We start from the raw sequence: 18,038 nt of genomic DNA, 5'->3' as shown, positions 1-18,038 counted from the left end.
CGTTACGCCCATCCCCGGCCCCGGGCGAACGGTGAAGGCCGTTCCACCGTTCGGCCGATATCCCCCGTCACCCAGGCGTGACCACACCGCGACTAGTGGTTTCGTGCCTAAACCGAGACGACAATGGTGGACGGACATCGGTAATGTGGCTCAATGGGAGGTGTGAGACATCACACCGGCCACAGCGCGAAGAACACCCGCGCCACAAACACACAGCGCGAGAACAACAAACGGGAGCACATAATGTGCCAACACCAACCGCCCTGTCCCGACGTGGAAGCCGGCGATCATGAGGCCGCCAGAGTCGTCGCCGCCCACCCGGAACAGGGCTGGAGCCTGCTGTGCAACGGTGTCGTCGTATTCGACGACACCGGGGAACTCCTGCCCGACGGGCGGGTCATCGCACCGCACCGCGGCCCCGCCCGGCACGTCGGCGCCAGCGCCTGACACCGGCCGAACACCGACGCGACCAGCTCACACCGCGTTGAACAGCGCGTTCAACAACTGCGGTTTGAGCTGGTCGTTCCATTCGGCGGGGAAGAACAGGCCACGGCTGGCCTCGGCGACACCCCGCAACGCCTCCTCGTCCACCTCACCACCGAAACCGATCGTGACGATCGACACCTGCTTGGTACGGCTCTCCCGCTGACTCAACTCGTCGATCCGGGCCTCGAAATCCGCCAGGGTCAGGCCACCGTTGTCGTCCTCGTTACCACCGTCGGAGATGATCACCACGAGATTGGCCGCGCCCGGCTCCTCGTTGAAATCGTTCTGCAACGCCTCGTAAGCGGCCGCGGCCGTATCGAACAACGCGCTGCCACCACCGGGAGACATCTGTTGCAGTGAATCGGTGATGAGCGCCTTCTGCGCATCGTCGAATTCACCGACATTCACCAACGGCGTGTAATCGTTCTCCCCCGAATACGGCACCGCCGTCGAATAATCCCACAAACCGATGTTGGCCTGCGACCCGAAGAGGTCCAACGCGTCGATGAGCTCCCGACGCACGACCTCCAACCGCGCCAACTCCTCACCCTTGTACGACACCGTCGCACCCATCGACTCCGAGGTGTCGAGGGCCAACAGCACGTTCGCCGGCCGGTTCAACGCCTGCCACGCCGCCAACGCGTTCGACACCGCCGACGGCTGCACCGGGCCCCGCTGCGACTCCTCGATCTGCGGCGTCAAACCCTCGGTGTCGTTGAGGGTCTCGCCACCGGTGCGGCGGGTACCGTCCCGGAAGCCCTCACCGAGCAACTCCGCCTCACCGGCCTCACCGGTGATGTACTCGGTGAACTGCCTGCCGATCTCCTGGTAGACCTGATCGGTCCACTCCACGTTCTCCAACACCACGATCGGGTGATCGGCGTCCAGGCTGCCGTCGGAGGGATACACCGCCGCCAGCTTCGTGCCCGTCTTCATGTAGTTGTTGAAACGCCACACGTCCCGCTCCAACGCGGGAAACGCCGACACGTAACCGTTGAGGTCGTCCTCCTGCACCTCGGCCATCTCACGGAGCAGGGTGTCGGTGTCGACGGGATTCTGGCTCAGCGCCTGCTTCAGACGGATCACGTTGGCCAACTCCTCGTCGACCACGTCACCGTTGCCGTCGACGTCGGTGAGGCTCAACAGGGCGTGCATCCCGGCGGTCGAGTCACGCGGACTGCTCAACCCCAGCGTGATGCCGCCCCACTCCTCGTTACCGAAGTCCGACCAGTCGCCGTCTTCGGCCAACTCCAGCAACCTCGTCCAGGTCAGCTCCAGATCCCCACCACCGTCGGCGGACCAGCCCATCGCCTCGGCCATCGGGACCGGCATCGCGATCACCGTGGGACTCGTCGCCAGATACGGCGTCTGGTCGGGGACCATCAACGCGCCGGTCTCCCCCGCCTCCAACATCTGCACCCAGACACTGGAGTCGGGGATCCACACGTGCGGCCTGGCGCCGTCGGTGACGGTGTTCCACGTCGTCGCCAGCTTCGTCGCCACCTCGGCCGACGACTTCTCCTGCACGTCCACCGCGATGCACTGGCCACGCAGCGACGGCTCCTCGCCCTCCCACTGCCGCGCCAACACCGACAACGACTCCCGCACGTCCGGAGCCGCCACCACGGTCGCCCGGATCGGTTCACCGCTGCACCCGGTACCCAACAGCCAGGTGTAACCCAGTACCAGACCCGACGCCACCAGGGTCACGATCGTGGTCACCACGATCCACGGCGCCACCGGGAAACGGCGGCGGGTTCGCCGACGACGGCCGCGCCGATGCGTCTTTACGCCCGGTTGACTGCGACCGCGTGCCATGTGGATATCTCCTGGGATGGTATGGGACCGGCCTAGTCTAGCCTCACGTCACCGCGCCCTCGGCGCACCTGTCCTTCAGGAGCCGAAAGCCTCCGGAGGGGGGCATGAGCAGGCCAGATTCCGGTCTCCGTAAGCACCGTCGATACGTCCCACCGGCGGCCAGTACTTCGCCGCGGCCGCACCGGCGGGGAACACCGCCTCCCGCCGCGAGTACGGGTGGGACCAGTCCTCGGCGGCGAGCACGTCGGCGGTGTGCGGCGCGTTGCGCAACGGGCTGTCCTCCACCGGCCACTCCCCCGCCGCGACCTTGTCGATCTCGCCGCGGATCGCGATCATGGCGTCGCAGAACCGGTCGAGTTCGGTCAGGTCCTCGCTCTCGGTCGGCTCGACCATCAGGGTCCCGGCCACCGGGAACGACATCGTCGGCGCGTGGAACCCGTAGTCCATCAACCGTTTCGCGACGTCGTCGACCGTCACGCCCGACCGCTTCGTCAACGCCCGCAGGTCCAGGATGCACTCGTGCGCGACCAGGCCCTTGTTGCCGCTGTACAGCACCGGGTAGTGCTCGGCCAACCGGGACGCCACGTAGTTGGCGGCCAGTACCGCCTGCGCCGTCGCCTCGGCCAGGCCCCTGCCACCCATCATGCGCAGGTACATCCACGGGATCGGCAGGATCCCCGCCGAACCGTACGGCGCGGCCGCCACCGGACCCACCGGGGCGTCGGCCACCCGCGGGTCGGAGGGCAGGTACTCGGCCAGGTGCGAGCGGACGGCGACCGGGCCGATCCCCGGACCACCACCGCCGTGCGGGATGCAGAACGTCTTGTGCAGGTTCAGGTGCGACACGTCGGCCCCGAAACGGCCCGGCTTGGCGAACCCGAGCAGCGCGTTGAGGTTCGCGCCGTCCACATAGACCTGACCTCCGGCGTCGTGCACCTTCGCGCACAGCCGGGTGATCTCGGATTCGTACACGCCGTGCGTCGACGGGTAGGTCACCATGATCGCCGCCAACCGGTCGGCGTGCTGCGCGATCTTGGCGTCCAGGTCGTCCAGGTCGACGTTGCCCTCCTCGTCGCACGCCACCACGACGACCCGCATCCCCGCCATGACCGCCGAGGCCGCGTTCGTGCCGTGGGCGCTGGAGGGGATCAGGCACACGTCGCGGTCTCCCGCGCCGGTCGCCGCCAGGTACGCCCGGATCGCCAACAGGCCCGCCAACTCGCCCTGCGAACCGGCGTTCGGTTGCAGGCTCACCGCGTCGTAACCGGTGACCTCCGCCAGCCACGCCTCCAGGTCGGCGATCAGGCGGGCGTAACCCCGGACCTGGTCGGCGGGCGCGAACGGGTGGATGTGCGCGAACTGCGGCCAGCTCACCGGTTCCATCTCCGCGGCGGCGTTCAGCTTCATCGTGCACGAACCCAACGGGATCATGCCGCGGTCGAGTGCGAAGTCGACGTCGGCGAGACGACGCAGGTAACGCAGCATCGAGGTCTCGGAGCGGTGCTCGTGGAACACCGGGTGCGTCAGGTACTCGTCGGCGCGGGCCAGGCCGGCGGAGAAGCCGGTCTCCGACCGCACCGGGACCGACTCCACGCCGAAGGCCCGCCACACCGCCGACAGGTCCGACTCCGTCGTGGTCTCGTCACAGGCCACCGCGACGTGGTCGGCGTCGACCAGCCGCAGGTTCACGCCCAACGCCACCGCCGCCGACACCACCGACTCCGCCCGGCCCGGCACCCGCACCGTGACGGTGTCGAAGAAGTCGCCGTGCAGGGGCTCCACACCACCGGCGCGCAGACCACGCGCCAGCCGCGCCGCCTGGGCGTGTACCCGCGAGGCGATGCCCCGCAGCCCGTCGGGGCCGTGGTACACCGCGTAACACGACGCCATCACCGCCAACAGCACCTGGGCGGTGCAGATGTTGCTGGTGGCGCGTTCCCGCCGGATGTGCTGTTCGCGCGTCTGAAGTGCCAGCCGGTACGCCCGGCGGCCCTGCGCGTCCTTCGACACCCCCACCAGCCGGCCCGGCAGCGACCGCTCCAGACCCGACCGCACCGACATGAAACCGGCGTGCGGACCGCCGAAGCCCATCGGCACCCCGAACCGCTGCGCCGAACCCACGGCGATGTCGGCGCCCATGTCGCCGGGCGAACGCACCAGCAGCAGCGACAACAGGTCCACCGCCACGGCCACCAGCGCGCCCCTGCGGTGGGCCTCCTCGATCAGGGCCGTGTGGTCGCGGACCGCGCCACCGGCCGACGGGTTGGACAACAACGCCCCGAAGAACTCCTCCGGCAGGTCCGGTGCGGTCACGTCGACGGTGACCAGCGAGATGCCCAACGGTTCGGCACGGGTCCGCAGCACCGCCAACGTCTGGGGCAGCGTGTCGGAGTCGACCACGAACACCGGGGACTTCGACTTGCCGGCCCGGCGCGCCAACGTCATCGCCTCCGCCGCCGCGGTCGCCTCGTCCAGCAGGGACGCGCCCGCCACCGGCAGCCCCGTCAGGTCCGACACCATCGTCTGGAAGTTCAGCAACGCCTCCAGGCGTCCCTGGCTGATCTCGGGCTGGTACGGCGTGTACGCGGTGTACCAGGCCGGGTTCTCCAGGACGTTGCGGCGGATGACCGCGGGCGTGTGGGTGCCGTAGTAGCCCAACCCGATCATCTGACGCATGACCCGGTTGCCGGCCGCCATCGCGCGAAGCTCCGCCTGCGCGGCCTCCTCGGTGACCGCCGACGGCAGGTCCAGCGGCGTGTGCAACCGGATCGAATCCGGGATCGCCGCCTCCAGCAACGCCTGGGCGCTGTCGTACCCGACCTGGGCGAGCATCGTCCGCTGCTGCTCGGGCGAGGGGCCGATGTGGCGACGCGTGAACGGGACGACGGCGTCTGACCGCGAACTCATTGGCACTCCAAGGGTCCTTCAGGGGTCGCCGGAGGCTCCGCGCCGCCGACGCTTCTCCCTCCCCCTCTGTCTACTGCCCTGAGAGTTTCACCCGAACGATCCGGGTTTGCCCCGTCGGTGAGACGGACATGCCGTCTGCTTTCCAGAGTCGCCAACCCGCGCGGTCCTTGCTGCCTGAGAGGTTCCGGGGAGGAGTTGCTCCTTCGGCGTCACACCTGGTGTGAACTCTCCCGCGCGGGATTACGGCGTGTCGGGTCAAAGCCTACCCGGACAAGATCACGCCGTCGGCGGCCAGGGGCGGGTCAGCCCGCCGCGCGGCGGGCCCGCCGCCGCGCCAGCTCGTCCACCGCGGCCGGCTCCGGCGGCTCCACCGGCACACCCGGCAACACCGTCACCGAGCCCTCGATCTCACGCACCGCGCCGGCCAGGGCGATGCCGAAGACGCCCTGGCCGCCCCGCAACAGGTCGACGACCTCCTCGGGCGACCGGCACTCGTACACCGTCGTGCCGTCCGATATCAGGGTGATCTCGGCGAGGTCCTCGGTGCCGCGCTCCCGCAGCACACCGATCGCCTTGCGGATGTTCTGCAGCGACACACCCGCGTCCAGGAGACGCTTGACCACCTTCAGCACCACGATGTCGCGGAACGAGTACAGGCGTTGCGTACCGGAGCCCTCGGCGGCGCGTATCCCGGGCGTGACCAGGCCGGTGCGCGCCCAGTAGTCGAGCTGCCGGTAACTGATTCCGGCAGCGGCGCACGCCGTGGGCCCTCGGTAGCCGACCACGTCGGCGTCGGGCGTGTCCCGCACCATCGGCCGCCCTCCTCACCTCTGGCCACAGTGAGCACACCTGTCGTCGCGGGCGGCGCCTCGCCGCCGGCGGGCGTCACTCCGCGAAGTCCTCCGGCGTGACGTTGTCCAGGAACTCCCTGAACTTCTCCACCTCGTCGTCGGCGGCCTCCGACATCGTGATGCCGGACTCGTCCAGGACCTCGGGGGTGCACCTGACGGGGGTGCCGGTGCGCAGCGCCACCGCGATGGCGTCCGAGGGGCGCGACGAGACCCGCACGTCACCCTTGAACACCAGTTCGGCGAAGTAGACGGTGTCCTGGATGTCGTTTATCTCCACGGCGACCAGTTCGGCGCCCACCGCGGCCAGGATGTCCCGGATGAGGTCGTGGGTCAACGGCCGGGGAGGGGTGATGCCCTGCTGCTCGTAGGCGATGGCGGTGGCCTCGACCGCGCCGATCCAGATCGGCAGGAAACGATCGCCGTCGACCTCTTTGAGCAGCACGATCGGCTGATTGGTGGGCAACTCGACCCGGACTCCTACCACCCTCAGCTCGTGCACCGTCTCGCCCTTTTCCCCACCGTCGTGGTCGTTCGGTCGAACGTGTCACCTCGACCGTACCCGCACCGGCCGACGACCGGCGCGGGTTGTCACTACGTCAGCGGGTCTGCGGCCCCGAGATGAACACCAGGCGGAACTTCCCGACCTGCACCTCGTCGCCGTTGCCCAGGGTCGCGGTCTCCACGCGTTCACGGTTGACGTAGGTGCCGTTGAGGCTGCCGACGTCACGGACGGTGAACGTGGTGCCCTCACGGTGGAACTCGGCGTGCCGCCGGGACACCGTGACGTCGTCGAGGAAGATGTCGCTGTCGGGGTGCCGGCCGGAGGTGGTCACGTCCAGGTCCAGCAGGAACCGGGCCCCCGCGTTGGGGCCGCGACGCACCAGCAGCAGCGCGGTGCCGGGAGGAAGTGAGTCGGCGAGCCTGGCGGTGTTGTCCTCGGACGGTCCGGAGTTCTCCAGGACCTCATCCAAAGCACCCAGGTTCATCGTCGACGTCACGTCGAGCGGAGGAAACTCGTCGCCGGGGCGCGTCATTGGACCACCTCTATCAGTAGATGCAAACGAATCTTCAGTTGCCGAACTGGCAAGATTACTCGGTCAGTTTGGCGTAGGCTTCGGCGTCGAGCAATCCGCTCACGTCCGCCAGGTCCTCGCACTCGATGTCGAGCATCCAGCCTTCCTCGTAGGGACTGGTGTTGATGGTGTCGGGCGTGTCGTCGAGCGTCTCGTTGCGGGCCGCGACCGTACCCGACAGGGGCGCGAAGATGTCGGACACACTCTTGGTCGACTCGACCTCGCCGATCACCTCGCCCGCGGTGACGACCTTCCCGGGCTCGGGCAGCTGCACGAAGACGATGTCCCCCAGCGCCGCCTGCGCGTAGTCGGTGATGCCGACCCGGACGACCCCGTCGCGGGGCTCGGAGATCCACTCGTGCTCGGCGGTGTACCGCAGGTTCTCAGGAATCACGTGCCAGGTCCCCTTCTGCTCAATCGACCGGTTCGGCATACTCTGGATCGGCGACCTGGGCCAACGCGGTGACCTCGACGGTGCCCGGCTGTCGCACAATGACCGTACCGCCGTCCTTTTTCACCGTGTCCTCCACCCCTCCCGGAATCCGCAGCGCCGTGGCCATGGTCTCGGGGTCCCCGATGGCGGTCAGGGTGTACGCCGGAGCGAGCGTGACCGCGTCCACTACCAGGTTCTCACCGGACTCGGCGAAGTAGCTGGATGCGATGATGCGCACCTTCGAACCGTTGGCGCCCACCAGTTGCATGGCCTCCGCGCCCGCGCCGCGGAGCTCCTGCACCGCGTCCAGCATGACCGCCGCCCGGATCGGGTCGTCTCCGGGGACGAACGTCAACACGATGCCCGGGCCCGTCGCCGCGAGCGTGCCCGCCAGGATGCCGACGCTGTCGGCCAACTCCTCGGCCCGCTCCAACGCCGCCTTGTTGCCCTCGCTGCCCGACGCCAGCTCGTCGCGGGTCTGCCGCAGCTCGGCGATGTCGTCGCTGAGCCGGCTGCGTTGCGCGTCCAGATCGGCCAGGATCCGCACCAGGTCCTCGGTGCGGGCACCGTCCAGCGCCTCCTCACCGTGGCTGCGGATCTGCACCGCGATCGTGAAACCCAGCAGTCCCACCAGCAGTGCCGCCAGCACGCCGTTGAAGCCGCGGCCCCGGCGCGCAACCGGCTCCGGCGGGGGCTCCGGGACGTCGTCCGGGGCGGTCTTCGGGGCGTCGTCCGGGGCGGTGTCCTCGCCCGAGGTCGTCGCGTCGCCGTCGGCCTCGGCGTCGCGGGGGACCTCCTCGTCTTCGGCCACTGCCGCCCCTCACGCCCTGAACAACCGCCGCCGGATGGCGGCGGCGTTGGAGAAGATCCGGATACCCAGGACCACGACCACTCCCGTCGACAACTGCGCACCCACCCCCAACTGGTCACCCAGGTACACGATCAACGCCGCGACCAGCACGTTCGACACGAACGAGATCGTGAACTGCTTGTCGTCGAAGGCGTCGTCCAGGTGCGCGCGCACCCCGCCGAACAACGCGTCCAAGGCCGCGACGACCGCGATCGGCAGATACGGCTGCAACAGCAACGGCACCTGCACGTCCACCAGGACACCCAGCACGATCCCGGCGGCCAACGCGACGACGGCGACGATCAATTCGGTTCCTTCGGTGTGGCGTTGTCCAACGGCGGCACCGGCGCGGCGGGCAGTGACAGCCCCTCGGCCGGCTCCACCGACAACGATATGCCGTAGTCGGCGGCGTACTGCGCGAACGCCTCGGCGGTCGCCGAGGCGTTGAAGTCGTCGGCGAGGTCGTCGGGGCCGATCGCGGTGATCTCGTACGGGCTCGACACCGGCGCGAAGTCCACCAGGATCGCGTCACCGGCGGCCCGGATCGCCGACGTCGCCGTCAACCGCCTCCCGTCCACGGCGACGGCCTCGGCGCCGAACGCCCACAGGGTGTTGACGATCAGGTGGAGGTCCCGGTCGAACACCTCGCCCAGATCAGCCGCGTCGGGGTCCTCCGGGGCGGGACCGTCCGCCACGACCAGCCGTGCCCCGTCACCGGTGACCGCGCGCAGACCCGCCATCGCCTCGCGTCGGTGCAACTGCTCCACCTCGCCGCGACCACCGATCAGATCGTCCCGCAACCCGTTCACCTCCTCCTGCAGGGCCTCGACCTGCCCCAACAGCCGGTCGTTGTCGTCGCGTTGCGCCGCGATGTCGTCGCGCAGCTCCTGCCGGGCCTCGGCGTCGGCCGGTTGCGACGACACGGTCTCCCGGTACGCCACCGCCAACAACAGGCCGATGACGACCAGAACGGCCACTGACAGTGTACGACCGGTCACGGTCCTGCCCGGCCGCCGCCCCTCCGGGGCGACCTCGTAATCCAACGGCTCGTTCCAGAACTGCGCCAGCAGGTCGACGCTCGGAAGCCCGAAACGACCCCGGCCCGTCATGACGCGACCGGCACGTCGTCACGTGACCGGCGCGCCAACCACACCGCCTGGCCCACGTATATCGCCGCCGACAACCAGTACAAGACGATCCCCCACCACGCCAACGCCCAACCGAGCGGACGCGCCCAGTCCACGGCGGGCTCGTACAGACCCGCCAACACCAACACCGGAAACGACATGAACACGATGAACGTGGCCGTCTTCCCGGTGTAATGCACCTGGAAGGAGTCGAAACCCTGATACCGCAGGAACAACAGCGTCGCCGCCATCACCAGCTCCCGCGCCACCAACACGGCCGTGAACTGCCACGGCAGCAGACCCGTCAAGGTCATCACCGCCACCGTCACCAGGATGTACAACCGGTCCACCGCCGGATCCAACAACTGCCCGAACCGGCTCTCCTGACCCAACCGGCGCGCCAGGAACCCGTCCACCCAGTCGGTGCCGCCACCGACGGCCAACACCACGACCGCCGCCACGTAGTCCTCCGCCACCAGCAGCAGATGACAGAACACCGGGATGCCGCACAACCGCACCAACGTGATCAGGTTCGGCCACGTCCACACCCGCCACGGCACCACCGAATCCCGCACCTCGGACACACCGACCTCCCAACGTCACCGAACCGTCCCCGACCGCGACGGGCCGCGCGGCCGACGAATTCTAACCGTGCCCGACCACGGCGACGACCGGTCACCGCCCCGACTCCTCCACGCCGGAGGCACCGGCCCACAGCCCACGCACGTGATCGAGATGGTGCGACGTCAACCGGGCGGCACCCTCGGCGTCCCCGGCGACCATGACGTCCAACAACGTCAGATGCTCCCGCGCCGAAGGCACCAACATCCCCTCCTCCGCCAGCCGCGGAATCCCCAGCAGCCGCGACCGGTAACGCAGATCCCGCACCATGTCCACCAGGAGACGGTTACCGCCCTCCCCCAACAGACCCAGATGGAACCGCATGTCGGCGTCGATGTAGCCGGTGATGTCACCGGCCTCCGCCGCCGCCACGATCTCCTCGGCCACCGGCCGCCACCGCTCGATCGCCTCCACCGGGCACTCGCGCGTGATCCGCTCCACCGTCGCCGGCTCGATCAACTGCCGAAGCCGCACACAGTCGTCCAACGCCTTCTCGTCCAACCGGGTGACCCGGAACCCCTTGTTCCGGACCGGCTGCACCAGGCCCTCCTTCACCAGGTCCAGCATCGCCTCCCGCACCGGCGTCGCCGACACACCGAACTGCTCGGCCAACGCCGGAGCCGAATACACCGTCCCCGGTTGCAGCCGCCCCGTCATCAAGGCCGCCCGTAGTTCCCGGGTCACCTTCTCCCGCAGACTCTCCCGAGGCGCGAACACCGGCAGTTCGGGAAGCTGAGCTGATCTGGACACGGCTGGCCTCTCAGGCTGGGACGGGACCGGTCACAACTGGAACCCGGTCGGGAACGGATCGGACGGGTCGAGGGTGTACTGCGCGGTACCGGTGATCCACGCCCGCCCCGTCACCTCCGGGACGACCGTCGGCTCACCCGCCACCGTCGTCTCCTCGACCAGACGCCCGGTGAACCGGCTACCGATGAACGACTCACTGACCATGTCGGTGTGCAAGCCCAACAACCCACGCCGGTGCAACTGCGCCATCCGCGCCGACGTCCCGGTGCCACACGGCGACCGGTCGAACCAACCGGGATGGATCACCATCGCGTGCGGCGACACACGCGCGTCGGCCGACGGCGACAGGAACAACACATGACGGACACCTCGAATCCGGGCGGTCTCACGGTGTACCGGCGGCGCAGCCTCGTTGATGGCCGCCATGATCGCCAAGCCGGCCGCCGTGATGTCGTCCGCGGCGTCCCGGGCGAACGCCAGACCCACACCGGCCAGCTCGGTGATCGCGTAGAAGTTCCCACCGTAGGCGAGATCATAGCGGACCTCACCCACACCCGGAACATCCACAGTGGCGTCCAGCACGTCGCAGTACGACGGGACGTTGCGAATCGTCACCGACCGCGCCGCACCGTCCACCACCGACACCTCCGCCACCACCAGACCCGCCGGCGTGTCCAACCGGACCCGCGTCACCGGCTCCACCACCGGCACCATCCCGGTCTCCACCAGGACCGTCGCCACACCGATCGTGCCGTGCCCACACATCGGCAGACACCCCGACACCTCGATGTACACCACACCCCAGTCGGCGTCCGCCCGGCACGGCGGCTGCAGGATCGCGCCACTCATCGCCGCGTGCCCGCGCGGCTCGTTCATCAACAACGACCGGATGTCGTCCATGTGCGCCATGAAGTACTCCCGGCGCCGCGCCATCGTCTCCCCCGGAATCACCCCCACACCACCGGTCACCACCCGCGTCGGCATACCCTCGGTGTGCGAGTCCACCGCCTGGAACATCCGGCTGAACCGCATCACGCCACCTCCGGCGACGACACCCGGCGCGTCGCGGCCTCGATCGAGGCCGCCACCTGCGGCGGCAACGGCTCACGCGGCGGCCGGCAGCCGCCACCACGACGCCCCACCACGTCCATCGACAACTTGATCGCCTGCACGAACTCGGTACGCGAATCCCACCGCAACAACGGATGCAGCAACCGGTACAACGGCAACGCCGTCGCCGTGTCACCCTCCATCGCCGCCCGGTACAACCTCACACACTCCACCGGCAACGCGTTCGGATAACCCGCCACCCAACCGACCGCCCCCGCCAGGACCAGCTCCACCAACACGTCGTCGGAACCCACCAGCAGGTCCAGCCCCGGAGCCGACTCCGCGATCCGGTACCCGCGGCGCACATCGCCACTGAACTCCTTGACCGCCACGATGAGCCCCTCACCGTGCAGCCGCGACAACGACTCCGGGGTCAGATCCACCTTGGTGTCGATCGGGTTGTTGTACGCCACCACCGGAAGCCCCACCCCCGCCACCTCGCGGTAATGCGCCACCACCGACGCCTCGTCCGCACGGAACGCGTTGGGCGGCAACAACATCACCGAACCACAACCCGACTCCGCCGCCTGCTCGGCCCACCGGCACGCCTCCCGCGACCCGTACGCGGCGACCCCCGGCATCACCCGGTCCCCGCCGGCGACCGCCACCGCCGTCTCCACCACCACACGCCGCTCCGCCTCGGTGAGCACCTGGTACTCCCCCAACGAACCGTTGGGCACCACACCGTCGCACCCGTTGTCCAGCAGCCACCGCACATGGGCCGCGTAACCGTCCACGTCGACGTCACCGGCCTCGGTGAACGGCAACGCCGTCGCGACCATGACACCTCGCCAGGGGGCGGTCTCCATCACGGTTCTCCTTCCTCGGCCAACAGACCGAGCGGTAGTGGTTGAGCGATCGGACGCCGCACCGGCACCGACATCGGATCCCCGCCCACGAGCCGGTTCACCGCGTATCCGCACACCCGCCCCTGGCAGTAACCCATTCCCGCCCGGGACAACAACTTGACCGTGCGCGCGTCCACCGCCCCCGCCGACGCCGCGCCCCGGACCCCCGACCACGTCACCGACTCGCACCGGCACACCACCGTGTCGTCGGTCAACCAACTCCGCCACCCGTCCCGCACCGGGAACGCAGTCTCCAACCGGTACGCGAACCGCCGCGCCTGCGCCCTCCCCGTCAACAACCGCCCCGGGGGACGCACCCCCATCACCGCGTGGCCCGCCAGGCGGCCCTCCAGCTCCGCCGACGACGCGCCCCCGACACCGGTCACCTCACCGGCGGCGTACACCCCCGGCACCGACGTCCGCTGCGTCGCCGACACCGCCACCACCGGATCCCCCGACGCCCCCGGCTCCAACCGGCACCCCAACGCCTCCGCCAGCTCCAGCTGCGGAGTGAACCCGTACCCCACGGCCAACACGTCGCACTCGATCCGGCGACGACTGCCCGGCACCACCCGCCAGTTCGCCGTCAGCCTCGCCACCGTCACCGCCGTCAACCGGTCACGGCCGTGCGCCGCCACCACCGCCTGCCCGCGGTGGAAACCGACCCGGTGCCGCACCAGACGGGACGCGTAACCACCCGCCTCGGCGATCCTGCCCCACTCACCGGCCATCGACGACAACCGCCGCCCCGGCCGGTTCGCCTCGTACACCCCACGCACCCGGCCACCCGCGGCGGCCAGTCCCGCCGCCACCGGCAGCAGGAACACGCCCGTCCCCGCCACCACGATCCGCCCCGACGGGACCACTCCCCCGCCCTTGAGCAACGCCTGCGCCCCACCGGCGGTCATCACCCCCGGAAGGTCCGCGCCCGGAAACGGCACGACACGGTCGTGAGCGCCGGTCGCCAACAGCACCGCCCGGCCCGACACCACCGCCGACGCGGGCTCCCGCTGCCCCACCACGCAGCGCACCGCGAACCGGTCCCCCGCCCGCTCCACCGTCCACACCCGGTGCCCGTAACGCATGTCCACCCGCGCCGCCACCGCGTACAACGCCTCGAGCCGCCTACCGTGGACCTCACCGGGACGATGCCGGTGGAACTGGCCGCCCGGTTGGTCCCCCGCGTCGACCACCGCCACCGTGCCGCCGTGATCGGCCACCACCTCGGCGGCGGCCATACCCGCCGGCCCGGCCCCGATCACCACGAGGTCATACATCCCGGACCCCCGTCGTGACGACCTCGTCGCCGGCCACCACCCGCTCCACACAGGACCGCACGTCCGGGCGGCCGTTGAGCGTCACCAGGCAGTCGAAGCACACGCCCATACCGCAGAACACACCACGCGGGCGGCCGGTGCCCCGGGTGCGGCGCAGCGTCCACACGTCGGCGGCCGTCAACGCCGCCGCGATGGTCTGCCCCGGTTCGGCGTCGACCGGCTCCCCGTCACACAGGAATCTGATCGGCTCGTTCACGTCGCCTCCTGGAATCGGTGTGGCCGAAACGGTGTCAGGTCCAGCGACGGCGTACGGCCGGTGACGGCCTGCGCGAGCAGACTCCCGGTCGCCGCCGCCAGTCCCACACCCGCGCCCTCGTGGCCGGTGGCGTGCCACAGCCCCACCAGTTCCGGGTCGGGGCCGATGACGGGCAGGTGATCGGGACTGAACGGACGGAACCCGGCGTACGCCCGGATCACCGGCACCGCGGCCAGCGCCGGGAACAGCGCGACGGCGCCCGACGCCAGGGTGCGCAACGCCGTCACCGGTATCGCGCGGTCCCAGCCCACCGACTCCCGGGTGGCGCCGATGAGGACCGGCCCCGAGGGCGTGCCCTCCACGACGGGGGAGGAGGCCAGGGCGGCGGTGTCCCCGGCGACGTCGCCGACGTAGTCGGCGGTGTAGACCTTGTGCCGGATCATCGGGGGGACCGGGGCGGTCACGAGCACGACGCCGCGACGCGGTGTTATCGGCAGCCGGGTGCCGAACGCGGCGGCGAGTCGCCCCGACGCCGCTCCCGCGCAGATGGCGACGTTGCCGCAGGAGTAGTGCCCCTCGGTGGTGGTGACCCCCACGACCCGGCCGCGCCGGGAGGTGATGGGGCCGGTGACGGTGACACCGGTGTGCAGCCGGATGAACGGGTGGTCCAGCAGCCGGGCGGCCGCGAGGGCGGGCATCAGTTGCGCGTCCTGGGGGTAGAGGACGCCGCCCGCCAGGCCGGTACGGATGTGGGGTTCGCAGTCGGTGGGGTCGGCGACCTCGGTGACGGTGACGCCCGCGGCGCGTTGGGCGCCCGCCAGTCGCCGCAGCGCCGCCAGCCCTGTGTCGTCGCCGGTGACGACGAGGCCGCCCTTGGCCTCGTATTCGAAACCGGGAACGGTCTGGGCCAGTTCGGTCCACAGTCTCATCGACAACAGTGCCAGGTCCAGTTCCGGCCCGGGTGTCTTGTCGGAGACGAGGAGGTTCCCCTCGCCGGCGCCGGTGCTCCCGGAGGCGACGCCGGCCTGCTCGACGACGGTGACCCGTAGGCCGGCCCGCGCGGCGTAGTGCGCCACGGCGGCTCCGACGACGCCCGCGCCGACGACCAGCAGGTCGATGCCGTACCGCTCCTCAGCCACAGCAGTAGTATGTCACACCTCACCGCGCCACACCAGGGGTGTCGTTGCGGATTGTGGCGGGATCGCTTCCGTCTCGTCAATGCCTCGCAGGCGATATATCACGTACACTACGGCCGGGATGGCGGCGCGCCAGACGAAGCGCCACGGCCCAACCGGCCACCCACACCACTCCCACGGACACCGCCCACCAACCCGCCGCCGACACCGGCGGATCACCCAGCACCGGAGCCACACCCGACGCCCGCGCCGCGAAGGTGGCCACGCCCACCGCGACCACGGCCAACGCGAGACCGTTGCCCAGCAGCACCGAACGCCGCCACCATCCCGACCGTGGAAGCCACGGCAGCAACAGGATCAACCCGGCCAGCAGCACCCCCACCACGGCATTGCCGAGCTGGCCGCCGACCGGGTCATAGGACGCGTAGGACTGAGCGGGCGCCGGAAAACCCGGCATACCCAGCTCCCCCCGCAACGCCAGCTCCACCTTGGAACCGGCATAGACGAGCGCACCGGCCGCGGCGATCGACACGAAGACGACGAGTCTGTTCACGACTCGATTCTCGGCCCGACCGGCACACCACACCCGCCCCGATCAGGGGAACGGCCTCCCCCGTCCGGGGGAACACCCGGCGTGCCGACGGGCTGCCGGCCGTCACTCCGCCAGGCCGTGCCGCACCGCCCACAACGCCGCCTGGGTACGGTCGACCACACCGATCTTGCGGAACACACTCGTCAGGTGCGTCTTGACGGTCTTCTCCGCCACCGTCAACCGGCGCGCGATCTGCCGGTTCGACAGTCCGGCCGCCACCAGCCGAAGCACCTCTCGCTCACGCCCGGTGAGGCCGGTCGCGTCCTGCGGCGGCACCGCCGAGATCGCGGCCATCGCCGCGGGCGCCAACAACGTCTGGCCGTCGTGGACGGACCGGACCGCCCGGGCCAGCACATCGGGATCCACGTCCTTGTAGAGGAAACCCGCCGCGCCCGCCTCCATGGCCGGCGCCACCTCCCCCGCCTCGGTCACCGAGGTCAACACGATCACCCGCACCGGGTCGCCCCGGCGCCCCAGCTCCGCCAGCACCTCGCGGCCGGACAACCCCGGCATCCGCAGGTCCAGCAGCATCACGTCGGGCGCCGCCTCCGCCGCCGAACGCAACGCCGCCGCCCCGTCCGCCGCCTCGGCCACCACCGTCATGTCCGGTTGCAGCTCCAGGAAGGTACGCAGGCCACGCCTGACCACCGGATGGTCGTCGACCAGCATGATCCGGATCGGGGCCGTCACGCCGGGACCTCCATACGCACCGTCGTGCCGCCGTCGTCGTTGGCGAGGAACTCCACCGTCCCACCCAGCCGGTGCGCCCGCTCCCGCATCGACGCCATGCCCAGCCCCCGCGGACTCCCCGCCGACGGGTCGAAACCGTCACCGTCGTCGGACACCTCCACCACGACGGTCTCGCCACCGCGCACCACCACGGCCACCGTGCGGGGCCGGGCGTGCCTCACCGCGTTGTACACCGCCTCCTGAGTCATCCGGAGCATCTCCAGTTCCCCCGCCTTGTCGAGCGGAATCTCCCCCTCCCAGTGGAACTCCGTGGCGAGTCGGTGGACCCGCCCCACCGTCACCGTGAACCGGCGCAACGTCTCGGCCAGGCCGTGCGCCTCCAGATCGGCGGGCCGCAACTCCACGATCACCGACCGCAGCGCCGCCCCGGCCTCGGCGGCCATCCTCTCCACCTCCGCCAGGTGCCCGGCGGCCGCCTCCGGGTCGACCGGCAACGTCGCCGCCGCGCTGCGCGCCGTCAATCGCAGCGAGAACAACTGTTGCGCGACGACGTCGTGCAGGTCGCGGGCCAGACGGTTGCGTTCCTCCACCACCGACAACTCGAGGTTGCGCTCGTACAGGCGCGCGTTGGTCAGGGCGATCGCCGCGTGCGCGGCGAACAGCGTCAGCACCCGTTCGTCACGGTCGCTGAAGTCGGCACCGTCGACCCGGTCGGCGAGGAAGACGATGCCGATGACGTCACCACCGTCACGGATGGGGACCCCCAGGAACGCCGTCAACACCGGATGCGCCTTCGGCCACCACCCGAACCGGGGATCCTCGCGGATGTCGGAGACCCGGATCGTCTCGCCGCCCCGCAGCAGCGCCGCGAGCATGCCGTGCTGCCGCGGCAACGGCCCGATGGCGGCACGTTGCCGTTCGGGTACCCCGTCGGCGATGAACTCCGCGAAGCCGCCCTCGTCGTCGGGGATGCCGAGCGCCCCGTAACGCGCGCCCAACAGTCGGCGCGCCGACCGGACGATCACCTCCAGGACCTCGGCCACCGACAGGTGCCTGGTCACGGCCAGCACCGCGGCACTGACGGCGTCGAGGAGGTCGTCGGTGTCGTCGGGTTCCGTCACGCGGGCAAGCCTATGCCGGGCGGTGGGACCGGGCGTGGACCACCACCGGGGCGCCCCGCCCGGTGCGGCCGGTCGTGCGGCACGACCGGCCG

Annotated in this window: 20 protein-coding genes and 2 riboswitches; of the genes, 1 reads left to right on the top strand and 19 read right to left on the bottom strand. The window is 70.2% G+C overall.

From position 1 onward, the window contains the following. The first annotated feature begins 243 nt into the window (after positions 1-243). Positions 244-447 (top strand): DUF5999 family protein, encoded by a 204-nt coding sequence (locus tag LX16_RS07790; RefSeq protein WP_147135225.1) that lies wholly within the window; start codon positions 244-246, stop codon positions 445-447. A 27-nt stretch (positions 448-474) separates the two neighbouring features. Here the strand turns inward: LX16_RS07790 and LX16_RS07785 are convergent, their stop codons facing one another. The 19 genes from LX16_RS07785 to LX16_RS07695 all read right to left on the bottom strand — a co-directional run bounded on the left by LX16_RS07785 (position 475) and on the right by LX16_RS07695 (position 17,946). Then, a complete protein-coding gene (locus LX16_RS07785; RefSeq protein ID WP_158645517.1) occupies positions 475-2,208 on the bottom strand; it encodes a substrate-binding domain-containing protein in 1,734 nt (577 codons plus the stop codon). Between the two features lie 171 nt (positions 2,209-2,379). Further along, positions 2,380-5,211, bottom strand: coding sequence for an aminomethyl-transferring glycine dehydrogenase (gene gcvP, locus LX16_RS07780; RefSeq protein ID WP_147135219.1), 2,832 nt, complete (start codon positions 5,209-5,211; stop codon positions 2,380-2,382). Between the two features lie 56 nt (positions 5,212-5,267). Continuing rightward, a riboswitch (glycine riboswitch) is annotated at positions 5,268-5,362 on the bottom strand. Beyond that, positions 5,363-5,454: riboswitch (glycine riboswitch) on the bottom strand. A 59-nt stretch (positions 5,455-5,513) separates the two neighbouring features. Beyond that, the gene (locus tag LX16_RS07775; protein ID WP_147135216.1) at positions 5,514-6,023 is read right to left on the bottom strand and encodes a MerR family transcriptional regulator; all 510 of its coding nucleotides are present in this window, start codon (positions 6,021-6,023) and stop codon (positions 5,514-5,516) included. Between the two features lie 73 nt (positions 6,024-6,096). Next, positions 6,097-6,561, bottom strand: coding sequence for a bifunctional nuclease family protein (locus LX16_RS07770; protein ID WP_147135213.1), 465 nt, complete (start codon positions 6,559-6,561; stop codon positions 6,097-6,099). A gap of 97 nt (positions 6,562-6,658) precedes the next feature. Then, the gene (odhI, locus tag LX16_RS07765; RefSeq protein ID WP_147135210.1) at positions 6,659-7,096 is read right to left on the bottom strand and encodes an oxoglutarate dehydrogenase inhibitor Odhl; all 438 of its coding nucleotides are present in this window, start codon (positions 7,094-7,096) and stop codon (positions 6,659-6,661) included. Positions 7,097-7,151: 55 nt separating this feature from the next. Further along, the gene (gene gcvH / locus LX16_RS07760; protein ID WP_147135207.1) at positions 7,152-7,529 is read right to left on the bottom strand and encodes a glycine cleavage system protein GcvH; all 378 of its coding nucleotides are present in this window, start codon (positions 7,527-7,529) and stop codon (positions 7,152-7,154) included. Positions 7,530-7,548: 19 nt separating this feature from the next. Further along, entirely contained in the window at positions 7,549-8,379 is an 831-nt protein-coding gene (locus LX16_RS07755; RefSeq protein ID WP_147135204.1) for a DUF881 domain-containing protein, read from the bottom strand. A gap of 9 nt (positions 8,380-8,388) precedes the next feature. Continuing rightward, the gene (locus LX16_RS07750; RefSeq protein WP_147137237.1) at positions 8,389-8,721 is read right to left on the bottom strand and encodes a DUF1290 domain-containing protein; all 333 of its coding nucleotides are present in this window, start codon (positions 8,719-8,721) and stop codon (positions 8,389-8,391) included. Beyond that, a complete protein-coding gene (locus tag LX16_RS07745; protein WP_147135201.1) occupies positions 8,721-9,527 on the bottom strand; it encodes a DUF881 domain-containing protein in 807 nt (268 codons plus the stop codon). The genes LX16_RS07750 and LX16_RS07745 overlap by 1 nt, the downstream gene beginning before the upstream one ends. Beyond that, entirely contained in the window at positions 9,524-10,129 is a 606-nt protein-coding gene (locus LX16_RS07740) for a CDP-alcohol phosphatidyltransferase family protein (RefSeq protein ID WP_211354336.1), read from the bottom strand. Before LX16_RS07740 ends, LX16_RS07745 begins: the two co-directional genes overlap by 4 nt. Positions 10,130-10,220: 91 nt before the next feature. After that, entirely contained in the window at positions 10,221-10,916 is a 696-nt protein-coding gene (locus LX16_RS07735; RefSeq protein WP_244615716.1) for a GntR family transcriptional regulator, read from the bottom strand. Between the two features lie 30 nt (positions 10,917-10,946). After that, a complete protein-coding gene (locus tag LX16_RS07730) occupies positions 10,947-11,948 on the bottom strand; it encodes a proline racemase family protein (RefSeq protein ID WP_147135198.1) in 1,002 nt (333 codons plus the stop codon). Beyond that, positions 11,948-12,835 carry a dihydrodipicolinate synthase family protein gene (locus LX16_RS07725; RefSeq protein WP_211354335.1) on the bottom strand — a complete coding sequence of 296 codons (888 nt, stop codon included), beginning with the start codon at positions 12,833-12,835 and terminating at the stop codon, positions 11,948-11,950. The genes LX16_RS07730 and LX16_RS07725 overlap by 1 nt, the downstream gene beginning before the upstream one ends. Further along, complete coding sequence (locus LX16_RS07720) at positions 12,835-14,151, bottom strand: FAD/NAD(P)-dependent oxidoreductase (RefSeq protein ID WP_147135193.1); 1,317 nt, start codon at positions 14,149-14,151, stop codon at positions 12,835-12,837. Before LX16_RS07720 ends, LX16_RS07725 begins: the two co-directional genes overlap by 1 nt. Then, positions 14,144-14,407, bottom strand: coding sequence for a (2Fe-2S)-binding protein (locus LX16_RS07715; RefSeq protein WP_244615715.1), 264 nt, complete (start codon positions 14,405-14,407; stop codon positions 14,144-14,146). The genes LX16_RS07720 and LX16_RS07715 overlap by 8 nt, the downstream gene beginning before the upstream one ends. Beyond that, on the bottom strand, positions 14,404-15,546 hold the full coding sequence (locus LX16_RS07710) for an NAD(P)/FAD-dependent oxidoreductase (protein ID WP_211354334.1): 1,143 nt from the start codon (positions 15,544-15,546) through the stop codon (positions 14,404-14,406). Before LX16_RS07710 ends, LX16_RS07715 begins: the two co-directional genes overlap by 4 nt. Positions 15,547-15,622: 76 nt before the next feature. After that, positions 15,623-16,096: a hypothetical protein gene (locus LX16_RS07705; protein WP_211354333.1), complete on the bottom strand. Its 474-nt coding sequence runs from the start codon at positions 16,094-16,096 to the stop codon at positions 15,623-15,625. Positions 16,097-16,198: 102 nt separating this feature from the next. Then, positions 16,199-16,825, bottom strand: coding sequence for a response regulator (locus LX16_RS07700; RefSeq protein ID WP_211354332.1), 627 nt, complete (start codon positions 16,823-16,825; stop codon positions 16,199-16,201). Then, positions 16,822-17,946, bottom strand: a complete 1,125-nt coding sequence (locus LX16_RS07695; RefSeq protein WP_147135190.1) for a GAF domain-containing sensor histidine kinase — start codon at positions 17,944-17,946, stop codon at positions 16,822-16,824. The genes LX16_RS07700 and LX16_RS07695 overlap by 4 nt, the downstream gene beginning before the upstream one ends. Positions 17,947-18,038: the final 92 nt, after the last annotated feature.

The sequence above is a fragment of the Stackebrandtia albiflava genome (assembly GCF_007994225.1).
Lineage (GTDB): Bacteria > Actinomycetota > Actinomycetes > Mycobacteriales > Micromonosporaceae > Stackebrandtia > Stackebrandtia albiflava.
Note: the sequence above shows the minus strand (reverse complement) of the source record. Positions and strands in the feature narration are given on the sequence as shown.